Origin of the sequence: Bradyrhizobium sp. BR 10289 (assembly GCF_019455385.1) — a bacterium.
In the GTDB taxonomy this organism is placed as follows: Bacteria; Pseudomonadota; Alphaproteobacteria; order Rhizobiales; family Xanthobacteraceae; genus Bradyrhizobium.
This window is the reverse complement of the sequence record NZ_JACOFR010000009.1, coordinates 19,366-31,779: the sequence shown is the minus strand read 5'-3', so window position 1 is coordinate 31,779 and position 12,414 is coordinate 19,366. Positions and strand designations below refer to the sequence as shown.

At 64.1% G+C, this 12,414-nt stretch carries 10 protein-coding genes; 5 read left to right on the top strand and 5 right to left on the bottom strand.

The features are described 5' to 3' along the window. Positions 1-129: 129 nt before the first annotated feature. Positions 130-915, top strand: coding sequence for an alpha/beta hydrolase (locus HYH08_RS17050; RefSeq protein WP_220010965.1), 786 nt, complete (start codon positions 130-132; stop codon positions 913-915). A gap of 628 nt (positions 916-1,543) precedes the next feature. Here HYH08_RS17050 and HYH08_RS17045 read toward each other — a convergent pair. The 3 genes from HYH08_RS17045 to HYH08_RS17035 all read right to left on the bottom strand — a co-directional run bounded on the left by HYH08_RS17045 (position 1,544) and on the right by HYH08_RS17035 (position 4,567). After that, positions 1,544-1,921, bottom strand: a complete 378-nt coding sequence (locus HYH08_RS17045) for a response regulator transcription factor (RefSeq protein WP_220010964.1) — start codon at positions 1,919-1,921, stop codon at positions 1,544-1,546. 100 nt (positions 1,922-2,021) lie between these two features. Further along, the gene (locus HYH08_RS17040) at positions 2,022-2,693 is read right to left on the bottom strand and encodes a response regulator transcription factor (protein ID WP_220010963.1); all 672 of its coding nucleotides are present in this window, start codon (positions 2,691-2,693) and stop codon (positions 2,022-2,024) included. Beyond that, entirely contained in the window at positions 2,690-4,567 is a 1,878-nt protein-coding gene (locus tag HYH08_RS17035) for a PAS domain-containing sensor histidine kinase (RefSeq protein ID WP_228747884.1), read from the bottom strand. The genes HYH08_RS17040 and HYH08_RS17035 overlap by 4 nt, the downstream gene beginning before the upstream one ends. Before the next feature lie 591 nt (positions 4,568-5,158). On the opposite strand from HYH08_RS17035, the gene HYH08_RS17030 reads away from it, so the two are divergent. Together HYH08_RS17030 and HYH08_RS17025 are read left to right on the top strand one after the other, a co-directional pair. Then, a complete protein-coding gene (locus HYH08_RS17030) occupies positions 5,159-5,875 on the top strand; it encodes a helix-turn-helix domain-containing protein (protein ID WP_349631432.1) in 717 nt (238 codons plus the stop codon). Then, positions 5,872-6,081: a hypothetical protein gene (locus HYH08_RS17025; protein WP_220010960.1), complete on the top strand. Its 210-nt coding sequence runs from the start codon at positions 5,872-5,874 to the stop codon at positions 6,079-6,081. The genes HYH08_RS17030 and HYH08_RS17025 overlap by 4 nt, the downstream gene beginning before the upstream one ends. A 4-nt stretch (positions 6,082-6,085) precedes the next feature. On the opposite strand, the gene HYH08_RS17020 is transcribed toward HYH08_RS17025, so the two are convergent. Next, on the bottom strand, positions 6,086-7,873 hold the full coding sequence (locus tag HYH08_RS17020; RefSeq protein WP_220010959.1) for a peptide ABC transporter substrate-binding protein: 1,788 nt from the start codon (positions 7,871-7,873) through the stop codon (positions 6,086-6,088). A 1,066-nt stretch (positions 7,874-8,939) separates the two neighbouring features. Between HYH08_RS17020 and HYH08_RS17015 the strand changes: the two genes are divergently transcribed. Further along, a complete protein-coding gene (locus HYH08_RS17015) occupies positions 8,940-9,782 on the top strand; it encodes an alpha/beta hydrolase family protein (protein WP_228747883.1) in 843 nt (280 codons plus the stop codon). Between the two features lie 20 nt (positions 9,783-9,802). On the opposite strand, the gene HYH08_RS17010 is transcribed toward HYH08_RS17015, so the two are convergent. Then, positions 9,803-10,282, bottom strand: coding sequence for a MarR family winged helix-turn-helix transcriptional regulator (locus HYH08_RS17010; RefSeq protein WP_220010957.1), 480 nt, complete (start codon positions 10,280-10,282; stop codon positions 9,803-9,805). Positions 10,283-10,791: 509 nt separating this feature from the next. Between HYH08_RS17010 and HYH08_RS17005 the strand changes: the two genes are divergently transcribed. Continuing rightward, positions 10,792-12,375, top strand: coding sequence for a porin (locus HYH08_RS17005; RefSeq protein WP_220010956.1), 1,584 nt, complete (start codon positions 10,792-10,794; stop codon positions 12,373-12,375). The last annotated feature ends 39 nt before the right edge of the window (positions 12,376-12,414 follow it).

The following is a 12,414-nucleotide window of genomic DNA, read 5'->3' as shown; positions in this document are numbered from 1 at the left end:
GCGCGAGTGGCGACTGTCGTCGGTCGCGTGTGCCGGGCGTGCGAAGTTGCAAGGATAGTTGTTTGCGGAAATACGCATGGCAGGCGCTGGACCTAGTGTCGCGTCATTCCAACCCGGAGTGATCCCGACATGAAACACCTCAACGCTGGCCTCGCCTTCGCCGCCGCTCTCTCCCTGTTCGCGACCGCTGCGCCCGCACGCGCAGAGCCGCTGAAAAACATCGTCCTGGTGCACGGCGCCTGGGTCGATGCATCAGGCTGGAAGCCGGTTTACGACATTCTGACCAAGGAAGGTTTTCGCGTGACCATGGTGCAAGAGCCCGAGACCTCGTTCGCCGACGATGTCACTGCGGCGAAGCGCATTCTCGATCTCCAGGACGGTCCGACGCTTCTCGTCGGTCACAGCTACGGCGGCTCGATCATCACCGAGGCCGGCGTGCACCCGAACGTTGCCGGTCTCGTCTACGTCGCCGCGCATGCGCCCGATGTCGGCGAGGACGAATCCGCGCTGGGCAAGAAGACGCCGAGCGTGCTCGGCAAGACCGAAGGCGTCATCAAGGTGACGCCGGACAAGTTCACCTATCTCGATCCCGTGCAATTCCCAAAACTGTTCGCGCCCGATCTGCCGCGTGAGCGCGCCGAGTTCGTCGCGCGCTCCCAGGTTCCGGCCGCAACCCAGGTGTTCAGCACGCCGCTGACGGCGGCGGCGTGGAAGACCAAGCCGAGCTGGGGCATCGTCGCGGGTGGCGACCAGATCATCAATCCGGATCTCGAGCGCTGGTACTACGAGCGCGCCAAGAGCCAGACCACGGTGATCCCGGGCGCCAGCCACTCCGTCTACGAGTCGCATCCGAAGGAAGTCGCGGCGGTCATCGCGCGCGCCGCGCGCAGCATTCAGCAACCGGTCACGCGCTGACGAGGCTTTTGCCGGTCTAGCGCACGGCCGGCAGGAGGAGGGCCAGTGGGAGCATCTGTCCTCCCGCTGGCCCGACCCGACTGGAGCCGACCGGTCCCGAACAAGCGATGCTGTCAAAAAAGGGGGCCGTCCTTGGGGGAGGACGGCCCCGAAAATGCTCGTTGGCCCAGGGAGGAAGGAGGCTCGAGCGGTGACTTGAGAGGGGTCCTTGGGGGCTCAGTCACCTAACACGCACAGCATCGCCATTCCCGTCACGGAAGTATTTCACGAATCCCGGGTGTTTCTCATTTCGCATGATTCACGAGGAATCGGTGGCAGCACGCGGCGTTGGCCGCCTTGATCTGCTCCATCCGCGCGGCACCGCGAATGTAGCTTGCTCGGGTGCGAGCTTCCGGATGCGCCCGGATCGAGACGATCGAGATAGCGACGGGCCTCGCCGACCAGCAGGCGGATCCGCCGGTTACCCGCCGGGGGTGGCAACAGCACCTGAGCTGGGTCTCGACAGTTTTCCGGCAGAACTTGTGGCCCTGCCGAGGTCGCGAAATCGGCGTCGAATATCGGGGCTGCCGGCCTGCCGATATGTCCGATCCGCCAACCCGCTCGCTGGAATGCACGTCCACTTTGCAGGCTACTGCGAGTGGCCCGCCAGCGCCTCTTCGAGGCAGCGGATGATCTCGTCGCCGCTGGAGGGTTTGCCGAGATAGCAATGCGCGCCCGCGGCCATCACGCGCTTGCGCACGATTTCGCTCGGAAACGCCGTCATGAAGATGATCGGGAAGTGGCGGCCGGCGGCAATCAGCCGGGCCTGCAGCTCATCGCCGGCGATGACCGGCATCTGGATGTCGGCGATCATGCAGGCGGGATCGTCTCCGCCCGCATGCCGCAGGAACGCCTCGCCGGATTCGTAGGCCCGGGCCTCATAGCCGACCGACCGCACGAGGCTCGTGAGCGACGCGCGAACGCCTTCGTCGTCGTCCACGATCGCAATCACCGGGGTCTTGGCCATGGGGCACACATCCTGGCCGCGGTGTTCCGCAAGGAGAACATCTCCCTTTGCACGGCCGATGGCGCCTTATGCACCCCGGGCAGTCCCGCCGAAATTATACTCAGGTTTGGTCCGTAATCCTTCGGGTCTGGGAGACCCCGAGCGCCTCGGCCTTGCGGACGAGGTCGGCCAGTGACCGAACACCCATCTTCCGCATGACGTTCCCGCGGTGGATCTTGACCGTGATCTCGCTGAGGCCGATCAGGGCCGCGACCTGCTTGTTCATCAGGCCGGCGGTGACATGGCCCATCACCTCGCGCTCGCGCGCCGTCAGGGTCTCGTACTGGGCGCGGATATCGTCCTTGGCCGCGGCTTCGGCACGGTGCTGCGCATCGCGCTCGAGTGCCGCCGTCACGGCGTCGAGCATGTCCTGGTCGCGAAACGGCTTGGCGAGGAAATCGACCGCCCCGGCCTTCATGGCCCGTACCGACATGGGAATGTCGCCATGGCCGGTCATGAAGATGATCGGATGGCTAATGCCCTGCCGGACCAGCTGGCCCTGCAAATCGAGCCCGCTCACGCCGGGAAGGCGGACGTCCAGCACGATGCAGCCGGGGCCGTCGGGCAGCGTGCCGCCGAGCAGCTCGGCGGGTGATGCGAACAGGCGCGTCTCGAGCCCGACGGACCGGAACAGGCTGTCGAGCGAGGCGCGGATTCCGGCGTCGTCGTCAACGATGATGACGACCGAGTTGACGGATGGGGCCGGCGGTTTCGCTTGATCTGGTCGTGTCATGGTCCGGGGTGTTCTTGGCTGTAAGGCAGTGTCAGGCGGAATGTCGCTCCCGCACCGGGCGTGCTCTCGATCGCCAACTGGCCGCCGTGAGCTTCCACCGTCGTCCGGCAGATCGCAAGTCCCATGCCCATGCCGCCTTGCTTGGTCGTGAAGAACGGATCGAACAGGCGCGGCAGGTCGTCGGGCCGGATGCCCGGCCCGCTGTCCTGAACCGTGATGGCGAGGGTTTCACCGTCGACGGCGCCGGCGCGCAGCGCGATGGTGCGGGATCCGGACTGGCCGGACATGGCCTGGCCGGCATTGATCAGGAGATTGACCAGGACCTGCTGAAGCTCGATCCGGTCGCCGCGGATCGGACGCAGGCCCGGCTCGGTCTCGACGGTGAGGACGACCTCGTCATTGGCGAGCTCGCGCGCAACGAGGAGCGAGGCTTCCTCGACGATCTCGCCGATCTCGAGCAGGTCGCGCTGAGCCGGGGCCTTCTTCAGGAAGGCGCGGATGCGGGTGACGATCTCGCTGGCCCGGCGGCCTTGAGCGACGACGTGACCGATCGTGGCCGCAACCTCCTTCAGATCCGGCACGTCGCGCCGCAGCCAGCGCAAGCCGGCCTCGCCGCTGGTGACGATCGCCGCCAGCGGTTGATTGACCTCGTGAGCGATGGAGGCGCTGAGCTCGCCGAGGGTCGAAAGGCGCGCGGCATGGGCGAGCTCCGCCTGCGCCGCGAGCAACGCATCCTCCGCCTGCTTGCGTTCGGTGATGTCGACGACGAAGGCGAGCACGTTGCGGTCGCCGTCGGGGCCGGACGGAAAGGTGATCGTGAACAGCACGGGAACCCTGCGTCCGTCGGGCCTGATGAGCTCGGTCTCGCCTTCGTAGAACGGCTCGCCTTCCGCGAAAGCGATCAAGGCGCCGAGAAAGCTGCGGTCGTCCGTGCCGAGAAGCCGGTCTACATTCGCGATGAAGGAAGAGGCATCGCCGGCCCCCGCCATCTTCTGCAGGGCCGGATTGACGTCGGTGATTCTGGCGAGCCGGCGGGCCTGCCGGACGAAGTCGGGATGTTGCGCCAGATGGTCGCGCAGGCCTGCGCCTGCACTGTCCAGCGACTTGAGCGCGGCGCGTAGATCGCTCCAGTCCTCTTCGACCACGCCGATCCGGCTTGCGTCGAACATCCGGCGGTACCGCTGCTCGCTCTGCACCAGCGCGTTGTGCGCGGCGACGCGGTCGGTGACGTCGGTGTGCGTCTCGAGGACACCGACGGGCTTGCCGGCACGGTCGTGCTGCAAGGCCCATCTCGCATCGACGGTGAGCTCTGCGCCCTCCTTCGTCCGCTGCTGCACGCGGCCTTCCCACCGGCCGGTTGCAAGCAAATCCGCTTCGATGATTTCGCGCCGGTCGGGATAGCGGGTCTGCAGCAGCTCGTCGGCGAGCTTCCCGAGCGCATCGTCGGCCGACCAGCCATAGACCTGCTCCGCGGTCGTGTTCCAGAACGTGATCACGTCGCCGCGATCCCGGACGAAGATCATGTCATGCGAGAGGTTGAGCAGGCGCGCCTGCGCGGCCAGCCGCCTGGTAGCTGCGTGATTCTGCAGGGCCAGCAGCGTCGTGATTCCGATCGCCGCAAGGCTCACCAGCGCGCGAAGGGCTGGCGAGGCGAGCGTCTCCAGACCGTGCGACAGCAGATAGGCCGATATGGTCAGGACAACGCAGCCAACCGCGGCCATGATGGTGTCGTCGCGTCGGTTGGTCTTCGCCGCGAGCAGGATGGCGACGACATAGAGCACCGCGACGGCGCCTTCGAGCGGCGTCAGCACGTCGACCAGGAAAACCGCGACCGCGAGCACGGCCGAGCAGAACCGCAAGCCGGCGCGGCTCATGGATGAACCGGTGGCTCGATCATGAGCAGTCATCGTCGCTGGCCGTTGTTGGTCTCATATCGGCAGCGTTGATGACGCGATTTGATCGCGTTCACAACATCCCGCGGCGTGATTTTTCGTGCTCTCGTGGAAGACCTGCGCGCGACGCAATTCGGCGGGCTCGCGGGCAGGCCGCATCGGCCGGAAAAACCGGCCGGCTTGCGCGGTTCAGCGCGCGAAGCGCGTCAACTTACCGCAGGCTCCCCACGCTGCGGGCCCGGTCCGACTCCGCGCCTCCGGTAAGGCGCAGCGGCGGGTAGCGCCCGGGTCGTGATCATACCTAGGTATGACGCGGTCAACCCGAGAACTTAGCGTTGCACCCGCGCGTAGAATGGATCGCGCGTCCCGCCGAACTACTCTCCCACGACATCCGGACAAGCCAGTCAGGCGACGCCGGATCGACATGGACAAGGAGGTTCGACGATGTCGCTACAGATGTCACGTTCACAGATGGTTCGGAATCATGACGTTCGCGCGATCGATATCTCTGCCATCAATCGCGATCCGGTCGGCTTGCCGAAACGCCCCGACCGGTCCGGCGAAGACGGTGCGATGCTGTCTCTTGTCCATCTGGACGTGGCGCTGGCGGTCGAGACGCAAGCGGCCGATGTCGCGCGATCTGCGGTCTCCGGGCCCCGCTTCAAGCTCTCCGCAAAGCTCCTGGCGGAACCGCCTGCGGGCAACGGGCGTGCAGGAGAATCCACCGACCCGGTAATGCGGCGCCTGTCGGATGCGCTCGCGGCCACCGAAGCCGCGCATGATGCGCATTCCGCGATCATGGCCGATGCGCTCCGGCTGGCGATCCTCACCCGGACGTTCAGCCGGCAGGCCTGCGACGCACAGGCCGATCTCGGTCCGGCCGATGGCGCTCGCACGGAGGAATCCGGCCGCCCCGTGCGGTCGCTGCAGAGCTGGCGCCTGAAGCGCGTCGTGCAATATGTCGACAAGAACCTGACGGGCAAGATCACGCTTCAGGAGCTGGCCGCGGTCGCTGGCCTCAGCAGGATGCATTTCGCCGCGCAATTCCGCGCAGCCACCGGCGTTCGGCCGCACGAATATCTGCTGCGGCGTCGCATCGAGCGCGCCCAGGAGCTGCTCAAGCAGGCCGACAGCACGCTCGTCGACATCGCGCTCACCGTCGGCTTTCAGACCCAGGCGCATTTCACCACGGTGTTCAAGCGTTTCGTCGGCGATACGCCTTATCAATGGCGGAGCGCCTATCTCGCGCAATGCATGCCGCTGCCGCGCGCAGCAGCGAGGTCGTCATGAGCAATCTCGGCATTCAAGCCCTGCTGCTGCCGCTCGCGAGCCTTCATTTGATGCTGACGCATCATGAGCTCATGGAGGCGATCGATCTCGTCCGCGCGCTCGGCAGCTCCTATCGCCTGGCTTCGCTGGAGCCGGGCAGCAGCTTTCTCTATGGACGCTTCGCCTTCAACTTCTGCCGGAGCGTCGTGGCGTGGGCTGCGCGGTGAGCTGTCAGCTCCGGTACCAGCTTCCGAGATTCCAGGTCGTGACGTCCCACCCCGAGATGTCCGCCATCAGATTGTTGACGGAGCCGCCGACGATGTTGCGCGAGAGCAGCGGTATCAGCACGTTGGCCTCGCAGAAGATCTCGTTGACCTTGATCAGAAGCGCGGCGCGCTTGACCGGATCGAGCTCTTTCTGCGCGGCCTTGTAGGCCTTGTCGGCTTCAGGGTCGGACCAGCGCGAGACGTTGCGGCCGAGCCATTTGTTGTCCTTGGTCGAGATCTCCCAGGAGACGCACTGGTTCAGGAACCGCTCCGGATCGGGTTGCGGCTGCGTCGTGTTGTACATCTCCATGTCGCAATAGAACTTCGAATAGGTGTCGGGGTTGCCGACATCGGACGAGAAGAACACCGATGCGGTGACCGATTTGAGCTCGATGTCGATGCCGGCTTTCTGACAGGCCTGCTTGATGATGGCCTGCGTTTTCTGGCGCGGCGCGTTGATCGAGGTCTGGAAGACGTATTTGAGCTGCTTGCCGTCCTTGGCGCGAATGCCGTCCGCGCCCTTCTTCCAGCCGGCCTCCTCCAGGATCTTGTTCGCCTTCTCCACGTCGAACTCGTATTTCAGCTTGCCCGACTTGAACTGGCTGGGCTGGTTGACGAAGCTCGCTGTCGCGACGGCGGCGCGGCCGTAGATGAACTTCTGGATCGCCTCGCGATCGACCAGCAGGTTGAAGGCCTTTCGAACCGCGGGATCCGACAATGTCGGGTGCTTGGTCTTGGTGCTGGAGCGCTCGCCGTCGACCTCGGTCCAGGGATCGGTGGTGTTGAGAATGATGAACTCGACGCCGCCGGAGAGCGTGAATTCCACCCTGCCTTTTCCGACGGCCTCCATGCGCTTGAGGATCTCGTCCTCCACCAGCAGATTCCAGGCATAGTCGTATTCGCCGGTCTGCAGCACCGCGCGCGCCGCGGAGACGGCGTCGCCGCCGCCCTTGAGCTCGAGCGTGTCGAAATAGGGCTGGTTCTTGACGTGGTAGTCGGGATTGCGTTCGGCCGTGAGCAGGTCGCCCGGCTTGAACTCGACGAATTTGTACGGGCCGGTGCCGACCGGCTTCAGATTGCCCGGTGCGTCGCGCGACTTTGCGCCGGCATAGTCGCCGAAATGATGCTTCGGCAGGATCTGGCCGACCGAGCCGACGAAGGGATCGGCCCAGAACGGCGTCGGCGCCTTGAAGATCACCTTGACGGTGTGGTCGTCGATCTTCTCGACGGTGATGTCCTTGTACGATCCGGTGGTATAGGCGGCGGTCGCGAGATCCGCGGCATATTGCCAGGTGAACACGACGTCGTCGGCGGTGAAGGGCTTGCCGTCGTGCCACTTCACGCCCTGCTTCAGCTTCCAGGTCACGGTCGTCCCGTCGGCCGAGAGGCCGCCATTCGCCTTGGTCGGGACCTCGGCGGCAAGGCAGGGGATGAGATTGCCTTCCTTGTCCCAGCCGGCGAGCGGCTCGAAGAAGATGCGCGAGGCGACCTGGTCCTTGGTGCCGAGCGCGAAATGCGGATTGAGCAGGGTTGGGGCCTGCCAGATCAGGATCTTCAGCGGGCCGCCACCGCCGGCCTTGGTCGGCTTGTAGGGAAGCGTGGCATCCGCCATCGCCACGTCATTCCAGCTCAGGATCTGGCTTGCGATCGGCGCCGTGATCCCCACCGCAGCCATGGCCTGGATGAACGAGCGCCGCGACAGCGTGCCTTGCTTCACGTCCGCGATGCGCTGACGGATTTCGTTTTCGTTCATCGGATCCACCTCGAAGGCAAGTCGTCATCGGCAGCTCATCATGTTTCATCGCGGGCGAGGCAGCAATGCCGACATCCTCGAAATGTCCTGCGGCGAAATGTGCGGATCCGTGTGAGGGCCGGGGCCCCGTGCCGCCGATCGCTCGATCAACGCACTGCAATCGCGGACCTCGTCGCCTCCGTCGTCGATCTGCCGACCGCCGCCACGCATGCGCCGTGGAGCGATCAATGCTTCGTCCGCGACCTCGTCAGGTGCGTCGAGGAGCGTCGCGACGAGGCCTGTGTGCGACTGAATGCGCTTCGCAATGGACGCGATCAGGTGACTCTGCGAACGCATCGTTTTGCGCGAGCTGGCTACGGCTGAACGCAGGGGTTGTCCGTGGGAAATACGGTCTCGGAGCGCTGCGGATTTGCGCCTGGAATCTGCGGACTTTGCACTGGCTTGTTCTTTGGGCAGCGTGCTCATGAATCAACCGATTTCGCCTTGATGCGCTCGGTGTCGTGATACGCCAGACCGCAGCGGGAAGCGCGCGGCGATGCGGAGGTGCGATGTGTGAAGATGTAATTACGCCGTCTCACGCAACATCCTTCTGTTTTTTCGCTCAACGCGGCAGAAAGATTGCCAGAGGGCGAGCAAAACGAACGACCCGGCATTGCGCCGCGTCATGTTTGTAGCACTGCGCGCTAATGCATGCGCGCTCTGCGTCAGCCGATGGGACGTGGCATCCGAATTGCTCTGGTGATATTGCAGTGCGAGACTACACCTGTCGACGACGCGAATCTGGCGAGCCCGAGTAGCCGCTGAAGCGCCGCTTGGGAGACGAGAGATGGACGGCGATCATCCGCCCCACAGTTTCTGTGAAGGCGCTTCCGGCAGCCTGGCACATCTTCGCGAACGAGCTTCCGCATTTTTCGAAAGACTGCCGGTTGCCGAGCTCGCGCGCGAGGCGCAGAGGCGGCGATGGGTTTCGGATTGGGCGAGAATAGGCGACGACTACCTCCTGCTCGCCGAATCCGTCGGTGAAGAAGGTCCGTCTCGGTTTGCCGGCGAATCCTATTTGTGCGCGATGACGGCACTCGAAGTTGCAAGAAGTCTGTCCTCCTCCGAAGAGGCGGCCGGCATTGTTCTCGCTGACAAGATCGGCCTCAGCCTCGGCAAGCTCGAAGACCGCGCGGCCAAGCGGATCGAGCGCGTGGAAATCGACGACCTTGACTACGGCACGCTCGAAGGCATCTTTGTCTCGGCGGCTTGCGATGGTGCTGCCGCACCCGCGGTCATCTGCGTTGCCGACGAGGAAACCGATCTGAGTGCGATGTTGGCGCGGCTGCTTCCGGCCTTGCCCGGCCGAAGAGTGTCGCTCCTGATCGTCGACGGCAGCAATGCATCCGTGGCTCGCTCGTCCCGGCCGGAATATGCGCTCGGTTGCTGGCTCGATTATCTCACCGGTCGTGCGGACGTCGATTCGAAGCGGATCGGTGTTTATGGCGAAGGAGCGGGCGCCAGCCACGCCTCGCGCCTCGCCTGTTCGGATCGCAGGATCGCCGCTGCGGTGTGTGACGGCGGTTTTTGGGCCTCGCACCGGCTTCGCGCGTCGGTTCGCTGGATCACCGGTGTCTGGCATGAGGTCGGCGATGGTGGCCCGACGCGGTCGCTGCCGACGGCGCGCCACGTGCCCTGTCCGATTCTCGTTGCGGTCGGGCGTCGCTCGATGGTGCGGGAAGAGGACGCGCTCGAGCTGCAAGCCGCCTATCAGCAGTCCGGGGCGCATTGCTCGGTGGTCGTTCCGAACGCGATCCGCAGCCCTCTGGGCGAGGTCGAAAATTTCGTGGCCGTGGACGACTTCGTCTTCGATTGGTTCGACGATAAGTTCGGGCCTGCCCGCCAGCTCGGTCCTCTCGCCTATCTCTAACCCGAAGCGTTCGCGCCCGGCTACGAGACGTCGATGGCCAGCAATCGTGCCGCCAGTCGGGCGTTCTTGGCGATCGTTGCCAGCGTGGCGTTGAGCTCGGTCAGGGTCTTCTCGTCGAGATCGTTGAACATCGTCGAGTTCAGGGCGAGCTTTCGCTTGGAGAGCTTTTCGATCTCCGCCGTCGCCTTGTCCGTGAGCGACATCAGGACGAAGCGCGCGTCATCCGCGCCGGGGCGCCGCGACAGCAATCCGCTCTTTTCCAGGGTCTTGGTCTGGTTGGTGACGAAGGCCGGGTGGACGCGCAGCTTGTTTGCGATGTCGATGCCGGCGACGCCGTGGCCTCCGTCCAGTTCGGTGATGGCCATCAGGATCAGCCATTGCGGCTCGGTAATGCCCAGCAGTCCGGCCCAACTGGTATGGATATCCTCCAGCTGAGAGTGAATCTCGACGACATTCCAGATGAAGTCCGTAATCGCCCTGTCGAGTTTTTTCTCGATCATGTGGCTGCCCCCCTGTCTTATCTTTGTCTTTTAATCGGATATTGGGGGGGCGTCTTTAACATCGCGCATCAACGATAGTGTTAGACACCGAAAGGTGGAAACCGTCTGGCGAATAAGTGCTTGCAAAACTCAATTAATTAAATTACGTCTCCTAGCACTCAATTCTGCTGCTCTTGACCTTGTCGATGGACAGCGATGTGAGACCTCCAAGAAAGCCCTCGGGATGCCCCCTGAGGGCTTTTTCTTTTGCATTCCGGGATTTTACCGGCGTCGCGGTCGCTTCCTGTTGCTCTGCGGCAACATCGCCTCCCGAACTTGCGATTCAGCCAATCAATAAATTGAGGCAGTTGTTTTTATAAACTATACGTGACTCCACGACGGAGGGGGGGCACCTCGCTGTCGTTTCAGTCCGGACCCTCAGTGCGGATCTGAATTGAACGGAAAATTGAGAGGGTAGAGCGGCCTCCGTCGAGGAGCCGGGCCCCCTGAACCGACCTGGAGGTTTACTAATGAAGTTTACGAAGACGCTTCTTCTCGGCACCGCTGCCGGCCTGATGGCCGCCTCCAGCGCGTTCGCCGCCGACCTGCCCGTCAAGGCCAAGGCCGTTGAATACGTCAAGATCTGCTCGCTGTACGGCGCCGGCTTCTACTACATCCCGGGCACCGACACCTGCATCAAGCTGGGTGGCTATCTGCGCGCCGACGCGAACCTCAACACCAATTCGGACTACAATCCGAACCAGAGCGGCACTGCCGGTGCTCGCAACCGCCTGGCGAACTACTACACCTTCCGTGCTCGTGAAGACCTGAACATCGACACCCGCACCGCGACCGAGTACGGCGTGGTCCGCACCTATTTCGATGCCGTCTTCACCTGGACGACCGGCAACTATACCCCGACCGGTTCGGGCACGGGTGCCACCCAGTACAGCGGTACGCTCGGTCTCAACGCTGCGGGCACCGGCCTCGTCGGTTCGAACGGCTCCGGCGCGGTGAACAGCACCGACGGCAACACCTCGGGTGGTGGCCTCGGCGTGTACTACGCCTTCATCCAGTTCGCCGGCTTCACCATGGGTAAGGCCGTGTCGCAGTTCGACGCGCCCTGGACCAACTATCCCGGCAACAACGTCGACAACCTGGTCGGCGGCAGCGGCACCGTTACCGGCGTCACCCAGTTCACGTACACGGCCGACTTCGGTCAGGGCATCACGGCGGCCTTCTCGGCTGAAGATGCCACCCAGTACTACCAGGCTGGCAACCTCAACATGACCGGCGCGACCACGGCTGGCATCCTCGGTGGTTCGTACGGCACCAACGCCATCGGCGGTTCGCGTTCGCCGAACCTCGTTGCTCAGGTCCGCGTCGACCAGGCTTGGGGCCTCTTCCAGGCGTCGGTTGCCGCGCATGACAACCATGTCGGCTACTACGGCGCATCCGAAGTCACCGGCCACCCCGACGACAAGTGGGGCTGGGCGGTTCAGCTGGCTCTCTCGATCAAGAACATCCCGACCGGCGCGGGTGACGTGATCAACATCCAGGGCGTCTACACCGATGGTGCGACCCGCTACAACTTCCAGAACCTGTCGGGCAGCAGCTACGCGCTGTACGGCAGCTCCGGTCTTGCTGGCGCTTACGGCAGCGTCGGCTTCGCCAACGCTCCTGACACGGTGTTCGTGACCGGCAGCTCGCAGGAAACCGTCAAGACCTGGGGCTTCCGCGGCGCTTACACCCACAACTGGGATGCCTTCTGGAACACCGCGCTCTACGGCGCCTACGCTCAGGCTCAGTTCGGTACGCTGGCCAAGACCACCCTCTGCGGCGCCGGCGGTGCTGCTGGCGTGTTCGGCAGCCTGGCTGGTGTCACCGGCTGTAACCCGGACTTCGCGATCGGCCAGCTGGGTATCATCACCCGCTGGACCCCGGTCAAGAACCTGACGTTCTCGGCCGACCTCTCCTGGACCCATCTCGACCAGAAGTACTCGGGTACGGTTGCCGCCTCCCCGAACGTCATCACCGCCAAGCCGACCGCGGTTTACGAGCTGAAGGATCAGGACACTCTCTCCCTGCTCCTCCGCGCTCAGCGCAACTGGTAAGATCGGTCTGACGATCTGACTTTGGCCCCGGCGGGAAAC

Bases quoted from the DNA above. Each gene is read 5' to 3' on its own strand.
- HYH08_RS17050 (WP_220010965.1), top strand. From the start codon at position 130: ATGAAACACCTCAACGCTGGCCTCGCCTTCGCCGCCGCTCTCTCCCTG.
- HYH08_RS17045 (WP_220010964.1), bottom strand. From the start codon at position 1,921: ATGGCCAAGACCCCGGTGATTGCGATCGTGGACGACGACGAAGGCGTT.
- HYH08_RS17040 (WP_220010963.1), bottom strand. From the start codon at position 2,693: ATGACACGACCAGATCAAGCGAAACCGCCGGCCCCATCCGTCAACTCG.
- HYH08_RS17035 (WP_228747884.1), bottom strand. From the start codon at position 4,567: ATGAGCCGCGCCGGCTTGCGGTTCTGCTCGGCCGTGCTCGCGGTCGCG.
- HYH08_RS17030 (WP_349631432.1), top strand. From the start codon at position 5,159: ATGCTGTCTCTTGTCCATCTGGACGTGGCGCTGGCGGTCGAGACGCAA.
- HYH08_RS17025 (WP_220010960.1), top strand. From the start codon at position 5,872: ATGAGCAATCTCGGCATTCAAGCCCTGCTGCTGCCGCTCGCGAGCCTT.
- HYH08_RS17020 (WP_220010959.1), bottom strand. From the start codon at position 7,873: ATGAACGAAAACGAAATCCGTCAGCGCATCGCGGACGTGAAGCAAGGC.
- HYH08_RS17015 (WP_228747883.1), top strand. From the start codon at position 8,940: ATGACGGCACTCGAAGTTGCAAGAAGTCTGTCCTCCTCCGAAGAGGCG.
- HYH08_RS17010 (WP_220010957.1), bottom strand. From the start codon at position 10,282: ATGATCGAGAAAAAACTCGACAGGGCGATTACGGACTTCATCTGGAAT.
- HYH08_RS17005 (WP_220010956.1), top strand. From the start codon at position 10,792: ATGAAGTTTACGAAGACGCTTCTTCTCGGCACCGCTGCCGGCCTGATG.